The following is a 25,192-nucleotide window of genomic DNA, read 5'->3' as shown; positions in this document are numbered from 1 at the left end:
CAGTTGCGCACACTACCTTCCTCCTAAATTGCTCAGAATCTATGACTGTTCGATTCTCTTATACCAGAGATTTTTAAAATCAACCCACATTTTCGAAGTGAACGTGACCCCCTCAAGCTCTTTGTCATAGGACGCCTCTACCATCTTATGCACGAGAAAAATGATCACGCTCTCACATGCTAAATACATCTCCAACTTTTTCAACAGCTCTCTCCTAACATCCTCGGACGTCTCGGACTTGATTATGTCAATCCGGTTCCTTAACTCTTGTTTAATACTTGTTTCAAGGAAAGGATAGATGAAGCCTTTCTCAAACAAGATTAGATCCAGAATGGAGATCATCCCCTCATTTGGTGTAGCCTCGAAAAGAAGCAGGTCCGCTCTGGCAACCATGCTGTCCGTGAGAATTTCATTCCAATCGACAATCTCCACTGAAAGCTCAATTCCATACTCCTGCAGCATGGATTGAAGCAGTGCAGCATCGTCGGCATGGCGTTTATAAGTCATAAGGGTTAGTTTTTCCTCTGAAAAAATAGCATCAGATTGTGAAGGGATCTCCTTTTCCAGACGAGCCGTATCATCTTGCTGAAAGCCTGATGCCGGTGATAGCCTTGGACTGCCCAGCCTGACCAGCTTCTCACGTTCAATCACGCTGTTAAGATACCTGCGCAGGCTTCGATTTTGCACCGGCCCTTTTTTCACCGTATTTACGGTTAAGACGTTCGTTCCAGAGAAGATGCTGCTCTGTGTATCCCACTTTTTCTTAACAGCAGCCTCTGTTTCGCCTGTCTCAAGGGAAAGTTTTTGCTGCAATTGCCACTCCTTCATCTCATCGCTGATTCGGATGATTTCCACCCTGTCAAAATAGGGCCGAGGCTGGAAATGGGCATCGAATGCTGACAGTACACAAAGATCCTGGTGATATTTTTCAAGCTTGAAAGCCCCTGTGCCGGTAAAATAGTCCGGTTCGACAATAACCATCGGTGTACTGGAAACAAAGTGGAGAAAAAGATGGTTCGGTTTTTCAAGCCTGAACCGAATCGTATATCTGGAAATCGCTTCAGTTTCAACGAGATCGGCAACCAGCCATCTGTGAGGCGAATCAAAGAGTCGGGACACCGAGTCGGCAACGATTTCCGCTGTCAGCTCTGCCCCATTATGAAATTTCACTCCTTTGTGTAAAAAAAACATCCACTCCGTTTTTTCATGATTCGCTTCCCAGGCGCGTGCAAGACAGCCGGTGAATATCCCTGTTTGAACATCATATTGAACAAGAGGCTGATAAACCTGCAGGATCAAATGCGCATCTAAATCGAAGACGACCCGCGTTGGATCAAGAGTTGTAATCGGCCGATAAATAGGAAATCGCAGAATTTCCAGCTCTTTCCCCTCCTCTTTGGCCTTTTTATAGCCAAAATAATCGGATGCCCAAGTCAAGATATATTCCTCGGCACAGGTCCCTTCACCAAACTCTTTTACAAGTTCAAATGCTTTCCCTGTTTCATTCGAACTCAATAAGAACTGAACCTGGCTGACCAAGCAGCTCTCAAGTGATGTGGTGAACACCAGCAGCGAGGAATTTCCCCTCCCTCTGCCCGGATGGAAATGCAAAAGCCCATAATCCTCGAGCTTGGAAATAATCAGCTTCGCATTCCGTTCTGTGCAAAAAAATAACTCTGCCAGCCTCTTCATGGTCACTTTTATTTCAATGCCCTCCCCGTATTGCTGAAAGGCCTTCCTTAAGACGAAAAAATAATAAGATTGGGATGGATTCATGGAACAACTCCCATTTCATGTTTTTTCCATCATCTCAAATTAATTCGCAGCAAAAAAGAGTAAAGATGAAAAAAATATTTCAGCTTTTTAATCTGTGCCTCTCATGATCTAAAACCCGAAAAACTTTTCTGATCTTTACGATTTTTACGATGTTCTTTTCAAATTAAGATGAACTCGCAGGGGAAATTTTTAGAATAAAGGAGTTCATTTTATGGCAATGGAATACGCACATCCAAAAACGAGCATCTGGAAATACCGCAATTTTACATTCTTGCTGTCAGCCAGCCTGCTATTAAGCATCGGCAATAAAATATATGAGTTGCTGCTGCCGCTCATTATGTATGATTTATCGGGAGGTTCGCCGATCGTGATGACGTCGATGCGGACGGCTGAATTGCTGCCGAATTTGTTTTTCGGCATCTTTGTGGGGGTCGTGGTCGATCGGGTAGACAAGAAGAAATGGGCACTCACGATGATCCTGCTGCAAGCAGCCGGCTTAACCGTTTTATACTTCATGTTTGGTGCAGAGATTGAGACGCATGTACTGTTCTACCTGCTTGGGTTCATCCTGATGACGCTCAATTACGGCTTCTTCAATGTACAGGTTAGTCTTGTCAAAGCCAGTGTACCGATGACGTTTCTTACAGAAGCAAACTCCAAGTTCTCCTTTGCTGAAACCTTTGTCGGCATCATGGGACCGGTATTTCTGGGGATTGTTCTCATGGCCGCCGATAAGACGGAAGGATTACTGATTACCGTCTTCCTTTATCTGGCCGCCTACTTATTGATTCATAACCTTGTACTGGATGAACCGGTCCAACTGCAAAAACGGCAGTCCTTCTGGCTCGATTTTAAAGAGGGATGGCATGCATTCAGGGGAAATAGGGCACTGTGGATGATCACGCTGTTTATTATCATGGTGAACTGTTCGGGAATTGTCGTTGGCAACACGGTCCTCATTTTTGGGACCGCCGATTTACAACTGCCAACTTCCAAATTATCCATCATGCTGTCGTTTGGAGGAATGGGCGGGCTGCTGGCAAGCCTGTTGATTAGCAGACTGAGGAAAAAATTCAACCTTGGGCCGCTGTTTGGGTTTTCCATTTTACTGAACGCGATGGCCTACCTTGGCTTACGTTTCACGACCGAGCCTATTCTGTTTGCTGTGTTCCTGTTTCTAAATGGATTTGCCGTCACCGTGTATCTCGTCTGCGCCTATACATTCCGGCATGAGCAAACCCCAGTCCAATTAATGGGCCGCATAGCCGGGCTGACCGGAACCTTCTTCCGGATCGGCATGCCCGCCGCCATGCTCTTCTCCGGCTGGATGGTCACCTGGTGGGGAACCGACTCCGTCTTCGCCAGCGCAGCCGTTTTCAATCTGGTTGTGTTTCTTCTATACAGGCAGACGAAATTGTGGGCCGAGAAGTGAACACGGGGACGGTTCTCATGTTCCACGAGAACCGTCCCGTCCCCTGCTGTTGAAGCAGAGGGAGGTATCCTTTGCTTCTTTGCAAGGTTTAATGTCCAGTTTAATGAATTTGAGCTCCTCTTGGAATCTACTCGATAAAATGGAAGCATAAGATACGTCCCCTATAACACGTTATCCAGAAAGATTTGCACCACCAGCGCCGCTGTGGTCAGCCTTAAAATTGGTTTAACATAGTTTGGCTTCAGCTTGCTTGCAATCCGAACGCCAATTTGCGCTCCGGTCAATGACCCGAGCATCAATGCAATGGTCACTGGCCAGATAACGGCTCCGGTCGAAATATAGGTAATTGCTGCTCCTAAACAGCTCGAAAATGTGGCAAGCCTGACATAACCGACCGCTCGAATGTAGGCAATGTTCAGATGCCCAAATAAATAAAGCATCCACGTCCCTTGCCCGGGCCCAAAAAGTCCATCATAAATCCCGATCCCGTATAGCCCGGTAACACTTTTTCCCGAAACCTTTAAGCGCTCATCACCGGAGAAATTACCCTTTCCAATAAACGAAGCAATGAAGGCAAATACCAGCAGGCAGAGTGCCACAATATACATGTCATCACTGGAAATTTTTGAAGCAATGAATCCACCGCTCACTCCGCCAATCATGCTGACGGGAATAATCCAATACGATTCCTTAAGCGTTAATTTCTTTTCTTTATAAAGATGGAAAAAGCTCGAAAAGGAACTGACCGTATTCGAAACCTTATTCGCCGCGATCGCTGAATGCACCGGTATTCCCAAGACAAGCATCGCTGGCAAATTAATCAAGCCCCCTCCACCAGCCAGAGTTCCAATCGTCGTTGCACAAATTCCAATGAAAAATAGAATGATATAATCCATATTTTTACACCCCCTGGAATTATTATATTTCCGTTAGTGGAATAAGAAAATTTAATGTTTTTGATTAAAAGTGATAAGAAAAAATTATAGACCAAAGCAGAGGGGCGGTTCTCCTGCTTTCCATATCAATGCAAAAAGAGAGCAGCGGACCATAAGACCGAAGTAGTCATTGAAGTAGAAATTACAGAAAAACAGTCAAATTATAAAGGGCTTTAAAAATATGTTTTTGAAGAGAAAATAGCAAACAAAAAGGTATTGAATTTTACTCCAATACCTTTATAGCTTCTATGATGTTTCTTCTTGTTTTATCTAATTTAGTCTCTTCTTCAATGTAGGTTTCTCCGTCTTCTGTATAGAAGTCTGCAAAGTTTTGTCCTTCATATCTCGGAACAACGTGCATATGAAAATGTTTTAATTCATCAAAAACTCCACGTTTAGACATACAGTAATTCCATCAGGATTAAACATTCTTTTTATAGCTTTTGATATAATCTTTGACGCCTTGAATAAAGAGTTTGCGATATTTTCGTCAAGTTCATCAAAGTATCGAACATGTTCTTTAGGTAAAATCAGAACGTGTCCTTCGTTATATGGATTGTGGTCTAAGATGCAACAAACATAATCGTCTTCAAATACTACTTTAACGGTCTCCTTTTTATTTGCTAACTTACAACCTAAACAGTTCATCGAGGACCCTTCCCTTCGACATTACTTTATATATAATAAGACCTCCACTCTCTCAACTTTTCACATATCATCTTAAACTATTACTCTGTATCCTTTTTCGATTTTTCTCCCTGTACATCCTGTTATCAGCCTTGATGTACAGTTCTTCCATTTTCCCAAGTGAAGTGCTGGTCCAAGCATACCCTTTGGACATATTGATTTTGAATGGTCTTTTTTCATTCTGATTCAACACGTCTATAACTCGTTCAATCTCTCTCATGAGCTCTTTTACATATTCGGGGTCTGTATTCACCAGCAGCAAAGCAAATTCATCGCCGCCGATCCGGGCCGCAATGTAATCCTCGCCGGAAAAATCGTTCAGGATTGCCGCTGCTTCTTTTATCAAACTGTCGCCCACTTTATGTCCAAATCGATCATTCACGGCCTTCAGTTCATCCAGGTCAAAAATAAAAATGGCTGCTGACACATCGTTTTTCTGATTATACTGCTCCAGCTTCGACTCGAAATATCCGCGGTTATACAGAGATGTCAACGAATCATGAGAAGCTCTATACTCAAGCGTCTGCTGAAGCTGCACCTTATCATGGATATTGCGGATAATCCCCTGGACGGCTACCACTTCACCATGCTGATAAATCGGGGTGGCATACTCTTCAAACCAGATATACTCCCCCTCATCATTCCGCCACCTCTGGATTAAAGGCTTGCTGTAATCAATGTCACCGGACGCTTTTTTCTGCAATAAAGGAAGATCCTCCGGATGGATCCTTTCGAAAGCTGTATACGGATTCTTCATGCTTTCTTCCGCGATATTAGGACTCAGGATAGCATTTATGGCAGGGCTTAAATAGCGATATTTGATGGCTGGCTTAAGTTCACAATAATAGATAATATCCTTTGAATACTCGACTAAATTGGAAACCGTCGTTAAATAATTCAATTTTTCCTGCAGCTTGCGACCTAACTTATATGACCCAAACCCAATGATAAGGACAACAGCGACCACTGCGGCAGACAACATGATATTCATAAGCACCCTTCTCTTCCAGTATCACAAAGATAGATTACAATTTTTCACTATATTATACTTCTTTTTACCCATTATTTGTATATTAAGTTAAGCAGAGGGACGGTTCTGATTCTTCATTTTGGCCATTCAACAAACAGAAGCACAGGGACGTACCCAGTGCTTCCGATAGTCCAGCACTATATATGATGATGTTTGGAATCACCCCTTAAAAATGGAAGCATAAGATACGTCCCCGTGCTTCCGCTTCCAAGCAGGGAATCTTTCCCTTTTAGTAGAATTTCTTAGAAAAAGCACAACGGGTTTGTTAAAGCTTATGGAGGTGCTGATATGAAGAGGATTATGCCTTTTTTTGCATTGATGTTTATGGTAGGTATTTTCGCGTTCTCGTTCCCTTCTGCTACAAGTGCGTGTAAATGCGCTGGGTTGCCGAATGCGGCAAGGGAGTTGGAGCGTTCCCAGGCTGTATTTAGCGGCAAAGTTTTGGATATAAAAGATAAGCGAAATTCAAAAGGATACATAATTAAATCCGTCCTCTTTGAAGTCACGAACACTTGGAAAGGCGTGACACAGTCGCAAATCATCATTACGACAGGTCAAGGCGGCGGGGACTGCGGGTTTACTTTTACAAAGGGGCAGGAATACTTGGTTTATGCGTATGAATCAGAAATGTACGGAGCCAAAACCCTTGTGACCCTCATTTGTGATCGCACAAATTATTTGACTGCTTTAAAAGACGATTTGCCGATCCTTGGTGCAGGAAAACCTCCAGTTGAAAAAGTTGATTTGAGCCGCGAACAGAGTGGAAATCAACCTTATTTATGGGCTGCAGGTGTTGTCGTCAGCGGACTAATCGTCATTTTACTTTTGAAATTTCGCAAAAAGAAAGGAAAACACCAATGATCGAAGACTTGCGTCGCTCTATCCTTCATCTTTCTGAAAATGATGCCAAATCTCTTTTACTGCAAATGATGCTCCGGTTAAAAATGGTCCAGGAATCTAAAGAAGATGCCGGGCAGATAATAGAGGATTTATCATCATGGTACCATGAAATCGAGACCATCCTTCAAAACGAACAGGTGGTTGAACGAGATTATAAAACAATCCATCTTGTCTGCGGGGAATCCGCTGCCGGTTCTTTGCGATTCACATTTGGGCATGAGCATAAGGTAATCGGCTTTCCTGACTTCTTTGCTGTTGGTCCCATTGAAGAACTTCACTCAGAAGCTGGACGTGAGCGCCGGTTTGAATGGCTCCGAGACCATCTAAATTATCAAGATGATTATATTGAAACAGAATATGAACGCCGATTTTCAGACACCCTCTTGGAGATAGAGGCCATCCCCCCTCATGTTCCCATTGTGATCTGGACAGCCGAAAATGCAGATGAACAAACGGGCATCCGTTATCTTTTTTATTTGCTAAAAGAAAAGGCAAATGACATGTTCTTAATCAATACCACCATAGCTTATCAGGAATTATTCAATACAAAAGAATATCAGTATCTGTACTCCCATACAGGTGGGCCCGAACCTGAAAAATTAAAGGAGATCTTTCAAAAGAAATTATCCAGTCCATTAACTGTTGAAGAAAGAAGACGCTTCGAGACAGAATGGCTGACCCTTGCAGAGAGTAAAGAATTCCTTAGGATTTGGAAAAACCAAAGCATCAAAGCTGTGAATGAAGATTACTTCGATGAAATGATCATCTCGACCGCTCAAAAATTACATACCAAACAAAGAGAAAGGGACTTTGTCAAAGCACCCAGAATCATTGGAGAAGTCTTTGCCCGAATCGACCAGCATGTAGGCGATGCCTTTTTAGAAGACAGGCTGCGAGCACTAATCTATAAAGGAGTTTTCGAGATAAAGGGAATTCCGAAAGGTATGAGGCATTATAGTGTGAAGCTGAAATAGGGAAGCAAGGAGACGCTTCCTTTGCTTTTCTTTGAAGCACAGGGACGTACCCAGTGCTTCCTCTTACTTCAAAAGCGTTAGAAGCATAAGATACGTCCCCGTGCTTTGAATTATTAGTAAAGTTATATATGATGAACTTAGAAGATTATCATTAGGAGGGTGTTACGATGGAATTAACGGTTTACTTGGCTGGACAGATTCACGATGATTGGCGAGATCAGCTAGCAAAAAAAGCAAAGGAAAGAAATCTCCCTTTAACCTTTGTCGGACCACAAACAAACCATGATCGTTCCGACCTAATCGGCGAGGAGATTCTTGGTGAGCAACCTGGAAATTTCTATAAAGATAACGCCGCGTCAGATATAAACAACTTCCGAACACAGGTCTTAATGTAAAAATCCGATATCGTCATCGCCCTATTCGGCGAAAAGTACAAGCAATGGAACACCGCAATGGACGCGAGCACCGCGATTGCGATGAACAAACCTACGATTATTATTAGGCCGGAATCATTGATTCACCCGTTGAAGGAACTGTCTAATAAGGCTAATGTGACGGTGGAGACAGTGGAGCAGGCGCTGGATGTTGTTGGGTATATATTTGAATAGAAATTTGGAAGCATAGGATACGTCCCTATGCTTCCTTTTGTTTCACAAGTAATTCAACCTTGCTGGTTGTTTCTTCTAGTTTTATATCGACTTTCCTGGCTTCTTCTATATGCTCAATGATTAATTCGTTCACCTGATCAAAGATGGATTTCGTGTGTACGATTTCATCAACTACTTGTTTGGAGCGTTCATTTTGTTCGTGTATCGTCGTCAGTATCCCCTCTACTTCCACTTCCACTTGTTTGGTAACGGTAGAGATAAACTTCATACTGCTGGATGTTTGCCTGCTTAATTCAGATGTTTGATTAATTAACTCCCTGCTGGTTACGGTTGACTCAATCGTGTCCTTTATGTCCCTTTGAATATTTCCTGTCAAAGTGCTAATATCGTTGGTACTTTTCGCTGTACTCTCAGCAAGTTTCCTCACTTCTTCGGCAACGACGGCAAATCCCTTACCATGCTCACCCGCCCTCGCCGCTTCGATGGATGCATTCAAGGCAAGAAGGTTCGTCTGGTCGGCAATCTCCTTGATGACCTTAACAATCATTTGTATTTCCTTTGATCGATTATCCAATTGATTCATTTTTTGATAGGTTTCGCCTAGCCTTTCCCCAAGCTGTGAGATGACCCGTTCCACTTCCTCGACAAGGGATGTGCCTTCATTTGATTTCTGCACCATCTCTTTCGCGGATTCAATCAAGTTGTCTCCTTTAGAGGACAATATCTCTGCGTTTTCAACTGAGGATTGGCTGATTTGGTTGACCTCGTCAAAGTGACTTTTTATTTGCTTCACTTTATCTCCTAATTGATAATGCTGGTTATTCACATGCTCATGCTGGGCAATCGTTTTTTGCAGCCCTTCATTAAAATTCTCCAGAAAGGTTTCGTAAAAGGATTCCTTCTCCTGGGACTCCGATAGAACCTGATCAAATTGACTTTGTAATTCTTTCCTCGACTGTTCCAATTCAGCTAATCGTTTTCTAGTTGGAAACATACTAAACCCCTACACTTTCCTTAAAAACATAAATTAATTAGAAGTATAGCAATTTTGCACTGTGTTTATAGTGATATATATCACAGGGACGTACCCAGTGCTTCCATTTCACTTCATAAGCGGAAGAAGCACGAGATACGTCCCTGTGTTTTAAAAGATGGAAGCACGAGATACGTCCCCTTGCTTCTCAGGATAAAATCTCGCTAACGTCTTCGAACCCCTTCGTCTTTTTAAAGTTCATGTGATGCTCGAAGTTAGATAAGGCATCTGATGGGTCCAGGGAAGAAAAATTCAACTTGTCGAGGGTTGTCTTATCATATTTAACTGAAAGAATCGCCACTTTTGACTGATGTCCGGTGGCTGAATTCAATTGATCCTCATAGGCATGGACGAACACATAGTCCACGGGTAAAAGGGCAAACATATCTCGAGCAATTCTAAGCGCGCAGCTGCAAACATAGTCCTGATAAAGATCATAATAAGCCGTTTTGGACATGCTTTTTTCAGACAGCTTGCCCGTTTTTGTCAACGAGAGCGTCTTTTCAGGGATGGTCTGCTGGGCATTCACATCAAAGGAAACATGAATCAGATAAGGATTGTCAGTCCCAAACTCGAATCCGCTGCCGAATTCCACCAAGTCATCAAGCGGGCCAAACTCATCCAGGACCTCGAAATAGGCATCGATATCCCTCACCAGCACCCTCTTTGCCATGGTGTGCATTTGCTTCCACTCATCCATAAGCGCCGAATCTTTTTGCACCGCATCTTGCAATTCCGCCTCCAGCTTGCGTACCTTCGCTTCCCCTTTTTTAAAAAGGCGATCGACAAAACCAGGTTCATACGTTTCGAGCGCTATTTTCGCCCTCAATTCATTTGGCCCCTCATGTCCTTCCGGAAAAGGAGGCTCACGGTGGTAAACTTCATTCCAATCAACCGGGTCATCACTCTCATGATGGGTCGAGCGTATTTGCTCCAGACGATTCTCGTGAAGTTCAACCTGCAGGCGGGCATATTCCTGTTCCTGAAGCTTCTGCTGCTCCCTTTCCCGGCGCGCCAGCTCATTTCTTCTCTTATAAGCTTCCGTTTTATAAGAACGAGATCCCGACGTAGACGAATAAGAAAGCCCAGTACCAGGAATCCCCACCGTTGAAGTCCGCCGTCCGCTGCTATGAACCGAATAACGGAGCCCCTTCCCGCCAACACTCATGCCGACTCCACTCTTTCCAACATTCACCCTCACACCCGGCGCCACCTTAAAGCTCTTCCGAAAACGCAAACCCATAAAAGAACAGCTCCTTCATTTTTATTACTGATAGAATAGCACAGGGACGTACCCAGTGCTTCCATTTCACTTCATAAGCGGAAGAAGCACGAGATACGTCCCTGTTGGAAGCATGAGATACGTCCCCTTGCTTCACCAGTTTGCGTGGTACAGGATATAGTGGGTTTGGAAATTGAAGTTTTCGAGAAGGTCTGCCAAGATGGTTTTGGTTCGATCAGTTTCATAGAAATAGTAGGAGTCATAAGAGGTACTGCCGAAAAAAGGTCCTGGCCTTGCCGGCAGAACGTCCCAAGGGGGATTATCTCGAGCAAGAACTTCGAGGCACTTGTTATGGAGTTCAAAAAGCTGGTTGCTGGTCACTTCGTAGTGTGACATATCATCTTCCCCGCCCTGGATGGTCTCTACAAACCAATGGTGAATCCAGTTGGCTTTCCGCCAATATGCAACGTCTGTGAACATACTGCGCCACTTCATATCAAACTCTTCAAAATGTTTAATATGCGGTTTAATCTTTTGATAAACCTCACTGTTTTCTTGTTCATGCTGGCGCATGTTGGCATTAGCCATTAAAATTCCATCCAGTTCCATACCCTCAATTCTGGGCAAAGAACGCAAATACATATCTAGTCCCATAATAAAGCCTCCTGAATATATTTTAGAAGCACAGGGACGTACCCTTTGCTCCCGTCAGACCCTGACTCTTAACCTTCAAGATTATCGTTTTCGGACTAAACTTCTTCTTAGTTTTTTGGAAAAAAGAATAAGTAGTTTTGAAGATTGGAAAATAAGAGGATGTTAATTAGGAGTGGATATTATACTTTGAAAACCAAACTTGGCGGGATGCCCAAAATCCGGGCAGCTTGACGCTGGGAAAGTCCATCGATGTTTTTAATCTCCCTCAAGATCATATCGCGCTCTGTTTTACGCAGACTTTTTACCTGAGCAATTTCTGTAGAACCTAGAATTTCTTCCATCTTCAGCTTCGCCGCCTCATCCGGGAGCCTTCTGCGACTAGAAGGCATATCTTCCAGACACTCATCCTGGTTCGTTTGATCATTAAATTCTTTGAATTTCTCAACTGCAATGAAAAAATCATCAGAGAACATTCCTAAAGCTTTGTTCTGATCAAGCAAGCCTACGGGAAAGTAAGGTTGTCCATAGTATCCGGCGCTGCTGCTCCACTTCCACTCATTCACCCGCATTACCATTCCGGCCTTAACAGGATTCTGGTGGATATACCGAACAACGGTGCGAAAATATTCGTCATTCTCAACCGTTTCGCTGTGATATCGATTTTGAAAAAGGTGGCCGGCCGTTTGATACTTTTCATTGTAAAACGATACATAGCTCACACCGATCCGCTTCATGGTCGTACCAAGCGCCTCCTCCCCCTCTTTTATGAGCAGATGCACATGATTGTTCATCAAACACCACGCGTACACTTCCAGTCCCAATTTCCCTTTATATTTTTTCAAGATTTCAAGGAACTTCTTTTTGTCTTCATTATCATGAAAGATCTCCTGACGATTCACACCTCGATACATGACATGATAAATACCACTAGTACTTTTCTTCCTAGCTTTTCGAACCACCCTCATCACCACTCGTTAAAATTAATTCGGAATTGATTTTCGTTACAGATTTTCGTTACAGTGCAGAATTAGAAGAAGTGTTAGTACAAAAAAGAGGAAAAAGAAGAGTTAACAGCGGGTCCAATACAATCATATTACATTCAGATTCGTTTTACTCTATATTTTAGAAAAGTTCATATACCTGCCATATATAGAAGCACAGGGACGCTTCTTTTGCTCAGGAAGCACAGGGACGTTTTCTGTGCTTCCTTTTACATTAAAGGGGACGTACCCGGTGCTTCTTCTTCATAGAAAAAGAAGCATAAGGTACGTCCCCATGCTTACTTCCCTGTTTATATGCTTTTGAAGAAATATTAATCAATTGTTTTTAAAAGTTGTTCCATTTGTTTTTTAAGTGCAGGTATCTTATTTTGGACAACATCCCATACAATTCGATAATTGATTGAGAAATATCCATGTATCATCATATCCCTCATACCGGCCATCTTTCTCCATTCAACATGAGGATTAGCTTCACGGATTTCATCTGGAATGTTCTTCGTTGCTTCTCCTATCACTAGAATGTTTTTAATTACAGCGTCGGAGACTAAATCGTTATCTATTAAATCGTCATAAGATAGCCCTTTTGTGTACTTTAACACCTTATTAGCAGCAGTTACTATAGCCTCCAGAAAGACCTTTGGCTCCCTATGCATACTTAGCGCTTCCTAAAATGCTTGGCTTCAGAGCAGGTTTGATATCGTTTATAATGACTAAATCGACAGGTTTTTGGAAGGTATCTTCGAGGTAAAACTTCAAATCCATATAGTTATCAAAAGATAATTGACTATCATTAAATTCAACAATCACATCAATATCACTGGAGTCTTTTTGTTCTCCCCGGCTATACGAACCAAACAAGCCAATCCGCTTTACGCCGTATTTTTCACTCCATGTATTTAGATTTTTTGAGAATACATCTAGGATCTCTTTTTGTGATACCATCAAATCACCGCCATTTCCTCGTTTTCGTTACATACATTATAACATCCCTCTTTTTATTTATTCTCCAGAGAAAGAAAAAAGCCTTGCTCTAAGCAAGACTTCTGCGATAAAAAATAATTCTCTCACTTTTCTTCTTAAGGATAAAAGCTCAAATTTACTAGAAGCATGAGAAACGTCCCCATGCTTCACTCCAGCTCAATTCTCACGGCATCATCTAAGTATTTGGTTGTGTTGTATCCAAAGATCTCGATTCTTTTGGGAATTACTTTGTTGCCGTCTAGCTTAAAGGTTTGCTCGGTAATGAAATGGCGGGGTTGTTCCATTTTTTCAAAGTCGAAATGACCTGCATTCGGATCGTATTCGACTCCGTTCCGGTCAACGAACACTCCTTTGGTTTCCATCTCCACTGACATGGGTTCATTTTCATTTTCGCCGACTATATTTACATGTAATGTTTCATATGCCCGGTTTTTAATTTCGTGATCGCTTATGACAACAGTTGTCGGCTGTCCGACTTCCACCTTATCGATGCTGATGGTACTCCCTGCATATTCAAACGTCTGAGGATATTTTTGAGTCATATCGAACTCGATACTTTTATTGTCTTCGAATGTAAAATAGGCCGTTTTCAACTGAACGGTTACTTCAGATGGTTTTTCCCCATAAAGCGGGTCAAATTGGGTTCGGAAAGAATTCCAGTTCGCATCTTGATAGGAAGTCGTATATCCACCGCCAAACCGATCAGCTTTCACTTTTTTATTGTTCACTTCCAGATTGTCAAAATCAACATAGTCGATCCTCTTCTCTGGTTGCCCGATAAAAACGGCAAATTCCAAGATTGTTGCTGTGGGAGCAATGGTTAATTTATGGAATCGGAACGGAATCCCGTGGATTTCGGTTTGTTCCTTTAATACATATTCGATGGAAGGCTGTTTGGAAACGGGAACCTCGAAGTTCCACTCACCTGTTTTATACTCAATATTCATGGTGTTAAAACCAATGGATTCATCGGAATCTGGAATCATTTTCATAAGCTTTTTTATGTTAAGTTTCACAGTGGCGGTATCTTTACTGAGCGGCCGCAGCCCAACCCTTCCATAAAACACATTCTTTTCTTTTGTATTCATCTCTGCTTTAAGGTTTGGCATGTAAAACCTTGGATAGGTTTGCGGGCTCATGACTTCATTTTCGTTTTCAACAAAGAGGCCTTCCTCATAATTCATTAAATATTGATGATCTTCCTCTGTATCTTCAATTTTATAAAAAACAAGCGTCTGAACATCATCCGCAACCACGCCCGTAATCTTGATTTTCACTCCCTCGCTTTCCGCTTCCAAGTTCACTCTTTGGCCAAGGTCATGCTGCAAAAAGGCGCGCAACTGCTCGTCTTCCTCTGTCCATCCATAGTAGACGTAGTTAAATGCGCCGGTAATGAATGCAATCCCGATGACGACGGCGAAGACACTTGCAAATACAAGTCCCACTCTTATCCGTTTTTTACTCTTCTGTTGCCTGTGCTTCTCTTTTTCAGTCAGCCTCTTTTTGACGTTCTCCATGAAAGGTGTCAGCTCAGGAAAACCGTTAGCCCCTTTGGTAAAATCCATTAATTTTACCGTGACATCCTGAAAGGTGGCCAAATCCTCCTGACAATCCTGGCAATGGTAAAGATGCTTCTCAAACTCAATTTTTTCCGGACGATCCATGGATTTCTCCAGGTAATCGATGTAATTCTTTTGGTACTGCTTGCAGCCATGATAGGCTGATCCGGACAATTGTTTTCTAACGGACTGAATCCCGGAGAATAAAAGATCTTTCATTTTATCCACAGGAACTTGGAGAATTTGCGCAGCTTCTTCCTGAGAAAATCCTTTTACATATGTAAGGAGCATCGCTTCCTTTTCGAAACTTTCCAGGTGGCCAAGTGCTTGGAATAAATCCTGATTCCCCCCGGAAGCTTGTACGTCGTTATCATGCGAAAGCTCTCGGCAGGTATAGATGAAAATCGATGTAACCCACATTTCGAATGAGGTTTCATTTTTATATCGAGGCAATTCCTTGTGTACTTTTAGAATGGACCGGTAAATAAGCTCTTCCATTTGCTGCTGATTCCGAAGGTAAAACCAGCCTAATGTATAAAAGGATTGTTTATGCCGATCAAACCAATCGACGACTGATTCTATACCTCTTTCCCGCATAACGGCTACTGTTGAAATGGAATCCATTTTAACAGGGATCAAATTTGTTTCCCCCTTTCACACGCTCTTTCCTTAACTCTATTTTACCTTTAATTCCCTTTTATGGTAGATATCTTTTGGAATCTCCTGTAAAAAAGAAGTCACGAAACAGTTCCGGCATTATCGTTTTAGGCCCGCTTCTTCCTTCAGACAGCGGGATCGTCCAGCTGTCTCAACCCTTGACGCATACTTGGGTTTTACATGGGTAAAATCAAAAGGACGACTCACGAAAAGGAGGCAATAACCATGAAAGAAAGCTCATCCACAGAACGGTATATGCCCATGACATCGACGACCAGCGGAATGATTGTAAACGTTGCGGAAGGAGTACACTATTTAACCGTCCAGATTGTGAACCTTTGCTTTGTACAGGTTTCTGCTGACGATTGGGTCTTAATCGATGCCGGCATGCCAAAGTCAGCTGATAAAATCATAGATGCCGCTGAGGAACTTTTCGGAGATAACGCAAAGCCTAAGGCGATTATTTTAACACATGGGCATTTTGATCATATAGGCGCTATTATTGATTTGGTAGAGCGCTGGCAAGTTCCTGTTTACGCACATACATTGGAGATGCCATTTTTAACAGGAATGGAAGACTATCCAAAACCTGATGCAAGTGTAGAGGGCGGATTGGTGGCGAAAATATCACCAACTTTTCCTCACGAAGGGATCGACTTGAACCCTCATATTCAGCCACTCCCTGATGACGGAAGCGTTCCCCATATGCCAGGCTGGAAATGGATTCACACCCCTGGCCACACACCAGGACATGTTTCCTTTTACAGGGAAAAAGATGGGCTGTTAATTGCCGGGGATGCCTTTGTAACAGTTAAACAGGAATCACTTTATAGTGTGCTGACCCAGGAACAGGAAATAAGCGGGCCGCCACGTTATTTAACAACTGATTGGGAGTCAGCTCGGGCCTCCGTACAAAAGCTCGAAGCCCTGAACCCGAAAGTCGCCGTCACAGGCCACGGGATTCCTATGGCCGCAGAAACATTACGAGACAACCTCACAAAACTGGCAGCCGAATTTGATGACATAGCCATTCCTGACTACGGCAGATATGTAGATGGCGAAAGGTAGATAGCGGAAGCATGGGGACGTACCCAGTGCTTCCCTTTTTCATTTAGCTTCACTCAATTGAGTTAAAATCATCAACAATAAAAGACGAAGCAAAGGGACTTACCCTTCGCTTCTAAAATGAAGTTGTAATTCAGATGTATATTAAAAACGGAAGCATAAGATACGTCCCCGCGCTTCTTTGAGGCGTCCCTCTGCTACTCTAATCCTTGTATCACTAATTCCTTCACTGGCAGGAAGGTTTCGCCGGTGTCCATGTATGTGAGCTTGACTTGGTCGCCTTCTTTTAGGTAAATCGCCAATGGGTTGGTTTCGGATGTGATGATGTAGTTCTTTTTGTTGTCTAGCAGGATGGAGACAATCGTGAAATCGCCTGTTTTTTCTTTGTAGACGCGCAACACTGCTCCGCTTGCCTGCTTTTCCTCTGCCTTCGAACTGCCATCAACTGTACCTCCGCCATGCTGCAGGGCTGTTTTATATTTTCTCAATGCTTCATTCGGAGTGTTTCCGTACACCGAAATTTCTGGGTTTGCTGCCGATACGATAAAGTAATTTTGCAGGAAGCCATTCGAATCAAGTACAGGTGTTAACCAGCTTGCTTCACCATAGAAGTTGTAGAGAATCGGCATTTCACCATGCCACTTTTTCTCAATGAACTTCTTTTCGATAATTTGCATGGCCCCTTCGGAATCCATGTAGGACTCTTCAAGGTTGCCAGTATAGAAGGTCGCTTTCCCTGTCCTTGAGTTCGTCAGCGAATACCCGAGCATGGAGTCGACCCCTTCTTTCGGGCTGGTAAAATCAGTGAAATAATACATTTCGCCATTTTCATCGAAGATCGGGCTGACCTGGGCTTCGGTTCCTTCATCCGACGGCAATTTTACATCCTTTTTGCCAAAAAGACTGTTCCAAAAGCCATGAATGTAATTGCCGTAATAGCTGTTTTGCAGGCTGACTGCTTCCGGGGAAACCGCGCCGTCAATAAACTCTGGTACATCCCCTAAAGCATACAGCTTCGTATCCCCCGATTTCGGGTCAATGACCACAACCCCTGTCACTTTAAAGCCGTTTCGGGCAGAGATGAATTCGCCGAAGGTCCTGATGTAATAAGGTTTCCCTTCATTATCGATCTCAAGTTGGGTGCCTCCGTAGAAAATAGACTCGGGATACTGCATTCGGATATGCCGTTCGATATTTTTATTGAAGTAGGAAGAAGGTGTATAAATCATGTCTGATTTCTTGAATTTTGGATTTGCTGATGAATCGGTGGCACTGATTGTAAAATAACCCGGTGTTGACTTGCCATTCCACCATTTGAAAAAGCCCGAAAACTCAACAGGAGCGATATAGACATACTCCCCATCAACCTTCTGGATTTGCAATTCGCCAAGCTCATAATAGCTTGTATTCGGAACCTGACCGAATGCTTTTTTCATTTTATTGCGGGCAAACTGAGGAGGAACACTCGCTGGTGTTTCTTTCTCATCAAAAGTAGAAATCTCCATCTTTTCTGCCATTTTCGCAGATTCATATTTCTCCTCCGCGTTAAAAAGAAAAGCGATTAAAAAGTACCCACCCAAAAGTAAGGTTAGGACAAACAAGCTGCCTTTAATCATCTTCTCCTTTCCAGCTGCAAAAATCGTTCCGCCAAGCGTGATCAGAATCGCAAACGGCCACAAAGAAGAAAAGTTCCGATCTAAATTAAATAAGTAATAAAAACCAAAAGTCCCAAGCGTAAGCAGGACGACCGCCGCAATCAATAACAATGACTTCACTTTCCTGCCGTAATTTTCCCCATTCGAAAAAGGAATCAGAACTAGAGCAGAAGCCAGTCCAACTAAAAGTGCAAATAGAATCATATTTCCCATAAAAATCCCCTTTTAAATTTGTATCTAAATATACGAAGTAGAAGATAGAAAGTTTCAGATACAGAGGGACGGTTCTTCTGTTTCACGAATTTACATATTTTACTACTTACAAGACAATGGAACCGTCACTTCGTTTGCCCCCTGTCCCTCAAAATTACTCAAACGGATATTTCAATCCCCACTGTCCACGAATTTCATCCATCAATTTCATGATCTCTAATGATTCATCGAGCGGAATGACAGGACTTTCTAAAAGCCCTTGATTCAGGCATTTTCCTACCTCTTCTATTTCAAACGCATAACCAGCTGATTTTCTGTCATCAGTAAATGTCTCTACTTCCTCACCATCCTGATATAAAGTGGCTGATTTCGCACTAAAGAACGACGGAATGCGAATAGATCCTTCTGTTCCATGTATGTAAGCTTCGTTTGTCAAACCCACTCGAAAGGAGCCATTAAGTGTGGCGGTCTTTCCTGAAGGATAGGACATAATAATAGAAAACTGTTCATCAACACCCGTTTCACCGATATGAGCAGAGCTCAGAATCTTCTCTGGGTTTGTTCCAAAAATCATGGATGCAAATGATACGGGGTAGATCCCTATGTCAAGTAACGCTCCCCCTCCAAGGGCCGGATTAAGCAATCTCCACTCGGGATCCCATTGTGCACGGTAACCAAAATCCGCCTTTACTAAAAGGACTTCGCCAATTTTTCCGCTGTCAATCCATTCTCTAACTTTAACAATCGGAGGCAGGAAACGTGTCCACATCGCCTCCATCAAGAAAAGCCTTTTATCTCTGGCAAACCGAATGATTTCTTCTAGTTCTTCGCTATTTATGGTAAATGGCTTCTCGCAAAGCACAGCCTTGCCTGCACGAAGACACGCCAATACATTGTCCTTATGAAAAGGGTGTGGCGTGGCAACATAAATGGCATCAACATTCGGATCCTGTACTAGTTCTTCGTAGCTTCCATAAGCAAGCGAAACCCAATGCTCTTCCGCGAATTTTTCAGCACTCTCTTTAGTGCGTGAACCAACAGCAGTCTTTTCCGTATTTCCAGCAAACGCTAAATCTCTCGCAAAAGCACTTGCTATCAACCCTGTCCCTAGAATTCCCCATTTGATCACTTTATCGCCCATCGTCTAATCTTCTCCTTTGGTGATGCACAGGGACGTACCCCTTGCTTCATCTAGATTGATTTCTACTTTGGTTCTTTCGCTGCTCTCTTTCAAAGTCAATCTCTCAATCCGGTACACAGGAACGGTTCTACCAAGGACATGAACCGTCCCTGTGTTTGTCTTTCAATAAGAATAGAGAAGAGAAGCAAAAGAAACGTCCCCGTGCTTCCTTGTAAGTCCATTATACTATGATTATTTTCTGCTAGAAGGAAAGAACGCGGGGACGGTTCTCGCGTAGTCCTTTTTGTCATATTTTACTATATTTCATACATGCCACACGTTAACATCGGAGTAGAAACAGTTAGGAGAATCCATATGAAAAATTTAGAAGAAGTCATTAAAGAGGTTCAGTCAAAGGTTGATTTTTCAGGAGTGGTGATGATTCAAGACGGGACCGGTCATACTGTTCGTGCCAGCTTTGGCTATGCCAATCGGGCTGATTCATTAAAAAATAACCCGGAAACCCGGTTCGGAATCGCTTCTGGCTGCAAGCTTTTCACAGCAATCGCATTTTGCCAGCTTGTGGAGGAAGGCAAACTCACCTTTAATACGAGATTGAGTGATTGTCTTAATGAAGAGTTTCCTAATTTCAGTGAAGAAATTACAATCCACCATTTGCTTACCCATACTTCCGGCATTCCTGACTATTTTGACGAGGATGTCATGGATGATTTTGAGGAACTATGGATAAACCGGCCAATGTATCATATCAGAAGTCAAAATGATTTTTTGCCTATGTTCCAGAATGCGCAGATGAAATTCGCACCTGGGACAACCTTCCACTATAATAACGCAGGGTATATTTTATTAGGCCTAATCGTCGAGCAAGCCGCCAGGATGGAGTTTACGGAGTATGTCCATGAAAAAGGTTTTTAAGAGAGCAGGCATGAGTCAATCTGATTATTTTTCCTTTGACGCCCTCCCGGCGAATACAGCATTAGGGTATATCGACCTTCCTGACGGGACATGGAAGACAAATATCTATTCACTGCCGGTAAAAGGCGGATCTGACGGCGGCGCATACGTCACCGCAGAAGACATGGCGAAACTGTGGAACGCGCTGTTTGACCAGCTTTTACTAAGTAAGGAGTCGTTAAACAAGATGTTGACTCCACACTCACAAGTCAATGAAACAGAGTATCACGGATACGGGATCTGGATCATGAATGACGCCGACCAAGTCTTCAAATACCATGTCATGGGCTATGACCCAGGTGTCAGCTTCCATTCAGCCTACTATCCATCCACCCAAACCATAGCCGTCGTCTGCTCCAACAAATCAAAAGGAGCCTTCGACATCATGAGGGCAATTGAGGAAAAGTGAAGCAGGGGGACGCTTCTCCTGCTTCCATTCCATTAGAAAGAAGCACAAGATACGTCCCTGTGCTTCGTCCCCGTCTTACAACTCATACCGATAACATACGACCCCTTCTGTCTGATCGAAGTCTTCCTGCAGGTAGAGGGCTTTGGCTTGTTCATTCTCTGCATTTACACAAAGCACGCATCTTTTGTATCCTTTTTCCTTAGAAAACTTGATTGCCGCTCTTAAGAGAGCCCTTCCTAATCCTTTCCCCTGGTATTCCGGTAAAATGGCCAGGGGGCCAATGTTCATAATCGGTGAATCTTCATATTCATCATCCGCGCCCCTCACGACTCCAACTGGCTTCTCGTTCTCATAAAGGATCATCATTCCTCCGTCCAGGTAATCAGACTCTGATGACAATTTTGCGACCATATCAGGTGTAATCTCCGTTTCACTTCCCTTCAGCATCGAGAACGCAGCATTCCTCACCCTGCACCAAGCATCCTCATCCACTCCAGGTCTGAAACTCCTAATCTCAAAGCCTTCTGGAAGAGACGGATCCAGCACGTCCAAATCCTCTCTGACTAGCAGAAAAGTATACCTCTCCACGCCAAACTTTAGCTTCTCCATGACATCCTGTAGTTCCTGATTGACCAAGGGGACAAATAAAAACACATGCTCCAGGGAATTTGTATGCTTCAATATCTCCGCAAACAGCATTTTATAGTTTTGCTCCTCTTGCGATTCACAATGAAAAATCCGGAACCTTGCCCTATTTCCTCTTCGATGATAGTCATCCAGAATAATAGAAGCCGCTCCCTTTATATCCCCTCTGGTGTCAGTCAAGATATAAGTAGGATTTTCCGCATCAATCTTAAAATTTTGCAAGTCTTCATCGTATAAAAAGGAATCATCCAATTCCTTTCGATGTCTTTCACAGTATTCTCTAAAGTCTCCAAGTCTCTCTGTAATAAGTGCTTCTACCTTCATCATTTCCCACTCCTTCGAGACAGAGGGACAGTTCTGCTGTCTCACAAAGTTACATATTTTCACTATTAACGAGAAAATGGAACCGTCCCCTTATCGTACTAATAACTTTATTCTATTAATTTCGAAGTAATCCTTCAGAAGCTTGGGAGCTTCTCCTGCTTCCATTACATAAGAAAGAAGCACAAGGAAACGTCCCCGTGCTTCAATCCCTTTTCATTACATCCTGTTTATATTGAATAACACTAAGCAACTTGGATCCTCTCAGATTCGGAATCATATGATCCAATTCAGCAAGCACCTTTTCCTTCATCCCGTCATGCACCATTTCATCCAATTCCAGAAGCTTGCGATAAAAAGGATTCCTGACTTTCTCCTTATATTCTTTATACGATTGACGATCCCCTTGCTCAAGTGCAATCCCAGCAAGAGAATACCATTTATACATATTATTCTTTAAACCCCTTGCCATCTCCTCAGCTTCCCCATACTGCTTCCTTTTCACCAGCAAGTTCACATGATTCAGGCTTTTATAAAAAGGAGACTTTACTTGATGCATTTTGTTCTCTGCCTCTTCCAACTGATCATTGAAAAAATAATAAAAAAACTGGAAATGAGGATGCTTCGAATTCTTCATGAAGTTCATGATTTTATCAGGATCCTTTTCAAAAAGAACCGGATAAAAACTTTTGAACATGAAGATTAAGATAAAAATAAGATTAACCAATATAACTGCCCATACTGGTGCTTGTATGAAACCCAAAAGTAAATCTATTAAAAATAACCCAATAAAAAACCATAACATGTTTTTACCCTCCTGGAAGCAATGGAACGCTTCCTTTGCTTCCTTTTCAATCTCAAACGGAAGCATAAGCATAAGATACGTCCCCGTGCTTCGTTATTTCCCGCAGCATTTCTTATACTTTTCGCCGCTGCCGCATGGGCAGGGATCGTTTCGTCCTGCTTTTTTCTTTGTCGTTAGATCGATTACATTGGAGGCATTTTTCGGCTGATTGAGAGGAAAGACTGGCTCTGCTTTTGTATGCTTTTCCCTTTCTTTACGTAATTCTATCGGAAAATAACCTTTCAAGGCCCACATGCGAGTATGGTTGTAAACCTCCATTATGAATGCAGTTACCTGCTCAAAAAATTCAAGGGAAGGAATCTCCAATATGCTTTGCAGATACTCGAGCAACTTTGCTGGCTGGGAATCTGTGTTGATCAAATAAATCAATTGTTCTGCGATTTCGTCTTTTTCCTTAACTGTCAGGTCATATGCCTCTGATAAAAATCGCAGGAACTTTACCATTTCAGGAGACTTATCAACGAACCCGGATTCTCCAGCTTTCAAAAGCTGAATCTTTGTAAAAGGATAGTAAGGAATATCAGGTCTCGCCTTGTGTTCCTTAATGATGCTTTCCACCTTAAGAATACTGTCGTTGGTGATATATCCACCATAGGAATAAGGCAATATCCTTATTCGTCGATAATAATCACTGGCACCCGCAATGACATCGTAATATTTCCTGATATCCACTTCGCCCTTCGTAAAATCTTCAATTTTATCCAGTACTTTTGAAGACTCCATCGCACCATAATAATAGATCATCCCGTGAACCAGCAGAATCCATTCTGTATTTTGGCGAATGCTTTCCTGCATCTTGTCCTGATCAATCTCTGCGAATGAATCAATCAGTTCCACCGGGACCATTAAATGCTTTTCCCCATCCTTTAGGACAGGATACACAATTCCATGATCCCTGAGCGATTTAATCTTGATTCTCGGAAACTGATCATCAACCGGCATCACTCCGTCATTTTTTATGATCTTTTTTATTAATTCGTACCTTTCCTTGTCAAAGGTTAATAAAGCTTTCTCGAACCGGGTTGGAATCACACGGGCCAGCTCCACTGCCAGCTCTGCTTTTTTCAGGGTACTTACACCACTCAGTTCAAGTTTCTTACGAATATTGTCTAATTCATCTTTTGTCAGCATCGGCAAAGCATCGATCAGCCGGTATGGTTCATCAACCTGCTTCCAGAGTTTATCTTCCCATTTCATCTTTAACTCCTGATTGTGCGCCTTTGCTCGTTCCATTGCATTTATGAGTGTATTGATCGTTTTTTGATCCATAACTAACTCCTTTACTATAAAACTTTTCTTCCCGGACCTGTTCATGACAGTAAGAATCAGGCTCTTACAAATACCAGTCTATTAATAACTACTATACCTATTTCATAAATTGTTTTAAAGAATGAAAAACAAAGGGACGTACCTTTTGCTTCTATTCTGCTACAAAAATGGAAGCAAAGGATACGTCCCCATGTTCTGCACTTTCCCCCATATCGCTGCCTCAGCCTCAGGTCCTATCGAAATTTCAAACCTAAGCGCGTCGATTCCAATCCATGCCTTTCCCTATAATGTACACACAAGCAAAAATCAGAACAACATTGGCATAAAGGAGAATGGACTTGTTCACACATAGAGAAAAAAGATTTGAAGCGCAGGAAATGATCCTGCATCTATTTATAAGCATTGTGTCCATCTATATTGTATTTTTTCAACTGCCTACCGTACTGCCTATTTTTAAAATGATATATTTAAGCGCTTTGCTCATGGTTTTAGCAGCAGATGGAGTTTTCATAATGACAAAGCGGGCACACCTTTTAAAAATCAATAGGATGATCCTATTTTATTTAGGGGCAGTTTTACTGCTGGTACTGGCAATCTTTTATGTAACAAAAATAATGGTTTTTACCGATGCATATGGATTTGAAGGTTTGTTAAAAGAACATCTGCAAACCGCCAAATATATTTTCTTTTTCATCAGTTTTGCCCAGCCAATCCTCCTACCGATCCCGGAAGCTGTCACCATACCAGGAGCGAGCGCGGTATTCGGGCCCGCCGTTGCAGCAGTCATTGCTTTTCCCGGAACACTCCTTGGGATATCAGCCATGTTTTTTGCCGCCAGATACGGGGGGAGAAAATTCCTATCCAAGTTCATCAAGGATGAACAGCTGGAAAAATACCAACAATATGTCTCTAAAAATGACACGCTGATTATGTACCTGCTTTTTATCATCCCTATTCTCCCAGATGAAATCATCTGTGTAGGAGCAGGTATAGGGCAGGTAGCCCCAAAAAGGTTCTTACTCATTGCCTCGATCTCAAAATTCTTCACGGCAACGCTGCTCGCATACTCAGTGGAGCTGGCTGAGGGGCTTTCTTTAACAGCACCGGAAATAATGTTTGGATTCTCAGTTATTGTTTTATTTCTCTTTGGGATTAGCGTTATTACGAAGAAGCTTTTAAATAAAGAACGTGGATTGTAATGGGGGT

The 25,192-nt window shown here is 42.6% G+C and carries 20 protein-coding genes and 3 pseudogenes; 7 read left to right on the top strand and 16 right to left on the bottom strand.

The genetic code is table 11. The annotated features are described in order from the left end of the window. Window positions 1-39: 39 nt before the first annotated feature. The gene (locus AABM38_RS02930; protein WP_423409055.1) at window positions 40-1,776 is read right to left on the bottom strand and encodes an ABC transporter substrate-binding protein; all 1,737 of its coding nucleotides are present in this window, start codon (window positions 1,774-1,776) and stop codon (window positions 40-42) included. Between the two features lie 211 nt (window positions 1,777-1,987). Between AABM38_RS02930 and AABM38_RS02925 the strand changes: the two genes are divergently transcribed. After that, a complete protein-coding gene (locus tag AABM38_RS02925) occupies window positions 1,988-3,208 on the top strand; it encodes an MFS transporter (RefSeq protein ID WP_423409054.1) in 1,221 nt (406 codons plus the stop codon). A 161-nt stretch (window positions 3,209-3,369) separates the two neighbouring features. On the opposite strand, the gene AABM38_RS02920 is transcribed toward AABM38_RS02925, so the two are convergent. The 3 genes and pseudogenes from AABM38_RS02920 to AABM38_RS02910 form a co-directional block, all read right to left on the bottom strand. Beyond that, window positions 3,370-4,104, bottom strand: a complete 735-nt coding sequence (locus AABM38_RS02920; RefSeq protein WP_423409053.1) for a sulfite exporter TauE/SafE family protein — start codon at window positions 4,102-4,104, stop codon at window positions 3,370-3,372. A gap of 262 nt (window positions 4,105-4,366) precedes the next feature. Then, window positions 4,367-4,791 (bottom strand): annotated as a pseudogene (locus AABM38_RS02915) (HIT family protein). Between the two features lie 67 nt (window positions 4,792-4,858). Further along, window positions 4,859-5,821, bottom strand: a complete 963-nt coding sequence (locus AABM38_RS02910) for a sensor domain-containing diguanylate cyclase (RefSeq protein ID WP_423409052.1) — start codon at window positions 5,819-5,821, stop codon at window positions 4,859-4,861. A gap of 327 nt (window positions 5,822-6,148) precedes the next feature. Between AABM38_RS02910 and AABM38_RS02905 the strand changes: the two genes are divergently transcribed. The 3 genes and pseudogenes from AABM38_RS02905 (at window position 6,149) to AABM38_RS02895 (ending at window position 8,342) form a co-directional block, all read left to right on the top strand. Then, entirely contained in the window at window positions 6,149-6,721 is a 573-nt protein-coding gene (locus tag AABM38_RS02905) for a hypothetical protein (RefSeq protein ID WP_423409051.1), read from the top strand. Next, window positions 6,718-7,734: a DUF1835 domain-containing protein gene (locus tag AABM38_RS02900; RefSeq protein ID WP_423409050.1), complete on the top strand. Its 1,017-nt coding sequence runs from the start codon at window positions 6,718-6,720 to the stop codon at window positions 7,732-7,734. Before AABM38_RS02905 ends, AABM38_RS02900 begins: the two co-directional genes overlap by 4 nt. 167 nt (window positions 7,735-7,901) lie before the next feature. Continuing rightward, window positions 7,902-8,342 (top strand): annotated as a pseudogene (locus tag AABM38_RS02895) (YtoQ family protein). 25 nt (window positions 8,343-8,367) lie between these two features. On the opposite strand, the gene AABM38_RS02890 reads toward AABM38_RS02895, so the two are convergent. The 7 genes from AABM38_RS02890 to AABM38_RS02860 all read right to left on the bottom strand — a co-directional run bounded on the left by AABM38_RS02890 (window position 8,368) and on the right by AABM38_RS02860 (window position 15,431). Further along, the gene (locus tag AABM38_RS02890; RefSeq protein WP_423409049.1) at window positions 8,368-9,336 is read right to left on the bottom strand and encodes a methyl-accepting chemotaxis protein; all 969 of its coding nucleotides are present in this window, start codon (window positions 9,334-9,336) and stop codon (window positions 8,368-8,370) included. 187 nt (window positions 9,337-9,523) lie between these two features. After that, window positions 9,524-10,618 carry a DUF4236 domain-containing protein gene (locus AABM38_RS02885; protein ID WP_423409048.1) on the bottom strand — a complete coding sequence of 365 codons (1,095 nt, stop codon included), beginning with the start codon at window positions 10,616-10,618 and terminating at the stop codon, window positions 9,524-9,526. A 132-nt stretch (window positions 10,619-10,750) separates the two neighbouring features. Beyond that, a complete protein-coding gene (locus AABM38_RS02880) occupies window positions 10,751-11,251 on the bottom strand; it encodes a hypothetical protein (protein WP_423409047.1) in 501 nt (166 codons plus the stop codon). 179 nt (window positions 11,252-11,430) lie between these two features. Then, the gene (locus tag AABM38_RS02875) at window positions 11,431-12,216 is read right to left on the bottom strand and encodes an REP-associated tyrosine transposase (RefSeq protein WP_423409046.1); all 786 of its coding nucleotides are present in this window, start codon (window positions 12,214-12,216) and stop codon (window positions 11,431-11,433) included. 347 nt (window positions 12,217-12,563) lie between these two features. Beyond that, window positions 12,564-12,905, bottom strand: coding sequence for a DUF86 domain-containing protein (locus AABM38_RS02870; protein ID WP_423409045.1), 342 nt, complete (start codon window positions 12,903-12,905; stop codon window positions 12,564-12,566). Continuing rightward, a complete protein-coding gene (locus AABM38_RS02865) occupies window positions 12,898-13,194 on the bottom strand; it encodes a nucleotidyltransferase family protein (RefSeq protein ID WP_335378153.1) in 297 nt (98 codons plus the stop codon). The genes AABM38_RS02870 and AABM38_RS02865 overlap by 8 nt, the downstream gene beginning before the upstream one ends. Before the next feature lie 185 nt (window positions 13,195-13,379). Continuing rightward, window positions 13,380-15,431 carry a DUF4179 domain-containing protein gene (locus AABM38_RS02860; RefSeq protein ID WP_423409044.1) on the bottom strand — a complete coding sequence of 684 codons (2,052 nt, stop codon included), beginning with the start codon at window positions 15,429-15,431 and terminating at the stop codon, window positions 13,380-13,382. A 243-nt stretch (window positions 15,432-15,674) separates the two neighbouring features. On the opposite strand from AABM38_RS02860, the gene AABM38_RS02855 reads away from it, so the two are divergent. Further along, window positions 15,675-16,517, top strand: coding sequence for an MBL fold metallo-hydrolase (locus AABM38_RS02855; RefSeq protein WP_423409043.1), 843 nt, complete (start codon window positions 15,675-15,677; stop codon window positions 16,515-16,517). A 194-nt stretch (window positions 16,518-16,711) separates the two neighbouring features. On the opposite strand, the gene AABM38_RS02850 is transcribed toward AABM38_RS02855, so the two are convergent. Together AABM38_RS02850 and AABM38_RS02845 are read right to left on the bottom strand one after the other, a co-directional pair. Next, on the bottom strand, window positions 16,712-18,382 hold the full coding sequence (locus AABM38_RS02850; RefSeq protein WP_423409042.1) for a hypothetical protein: 1,671 nt from the start codon (window positions 18,380-18,382) through the stop codon (window positions 16,712-16,714). 154 nt (window positions 18,383-18,536) lie between these two features. Beyond that, window positions 18,537-19,523, bottom strand: coding sequence for a Gfo/Idh/MocA family protein (locus AABM38_RS02845; RefSeq protein WP_423409041.1), 987 nt, complete (start codon window positions 19,521-19,523; stop codon window positions 18,537-18,539). A 354-nt stretch (window positions 19,524-19,877) separates the two neighbouring features. Here AABM38_RS02845 and AABM38_RS02840 point away from each other — a divergent pair. Then, window positions 19,878-20,886, top strand: a pseudogene (locus AABM38_RS02840) (serine hydrolase domain-containing protein). A 75-nt stretch (window positions 20,887-20,961) separates the two neighbouring features. On the opposite strand, the gene AABM38_RS02835 reads toward AABM38_RS02840, so the two are convergent. From AABM38_RS02835 to AABM38_RS02825, 3 genes are all read right to left on the bottom strand, one after another. Further along, window positions 20,962-21,858: a GNAT family N-acetyltransferase gene (locus tag AABM38_RS02835; RefSeq protein ID WP_423409040.1), complete on the bottom strand. Its 897-nt coding sequence runs from the start codon at window positions 21,856-21,858 to the stop codon at window positions 20,962-20,964. A 199-nt stretch (window positions 21,859-22,057) separates the two neighbouring features. Further along, window positions 22,058-22,657 (bottom strand): hypothetical protein, encoded by a 600-nt coding sequence (locus AABM38_RS02830; RefSeq protein WP_423409039.1) that lies wholly within the window; start codon window positions 22,655-22,657, stop codon window positions 22,058-22,060. Between the two features lie 93 nt (window positions 22,658-22,750). Beyond that, window positions 22,751-23,986 (bottom strand): SEC-C metal-binding domain-containing protein, encoded by a 1,236-nt coding sequence (locus AABM38_RS02825; protein WP_423409038.1) that lies wholly within the window; start codon window positions 23,984-23,986, stop codon window positions 22,751-22,753. Between the two features lie 338 nt (window positions 23,987-24,324). Between AABM38_RS02825 and AABM38_RS02820 the strand changes: the two genes are divergently transcribed. Beyond that, complete coding sequence (locus AABM38_RS02820) at window positions 24,325-25,185, top strand: TVP38/TMEM64 family protein (protein WP_423409037.1); 861 nt, start codon at window positions 24,325-24,327, stop codon at window positions 25,183-25,185. Window positions 25,186-25,192: the final 7 nt, after the last annotated feature.

The sequence above is a fragment of the Heyndrickxia sp. MSNUG genome, from assembly GCF_049532715.1.
Classification (GTDB): Bacteria; Bacillota; Bacilli; order Bacillales; family Cytobacillaceae; genus Mesobacillus.
This window is presented reverse-complemented; position numbering and strand designations above follow the sequence as displayed.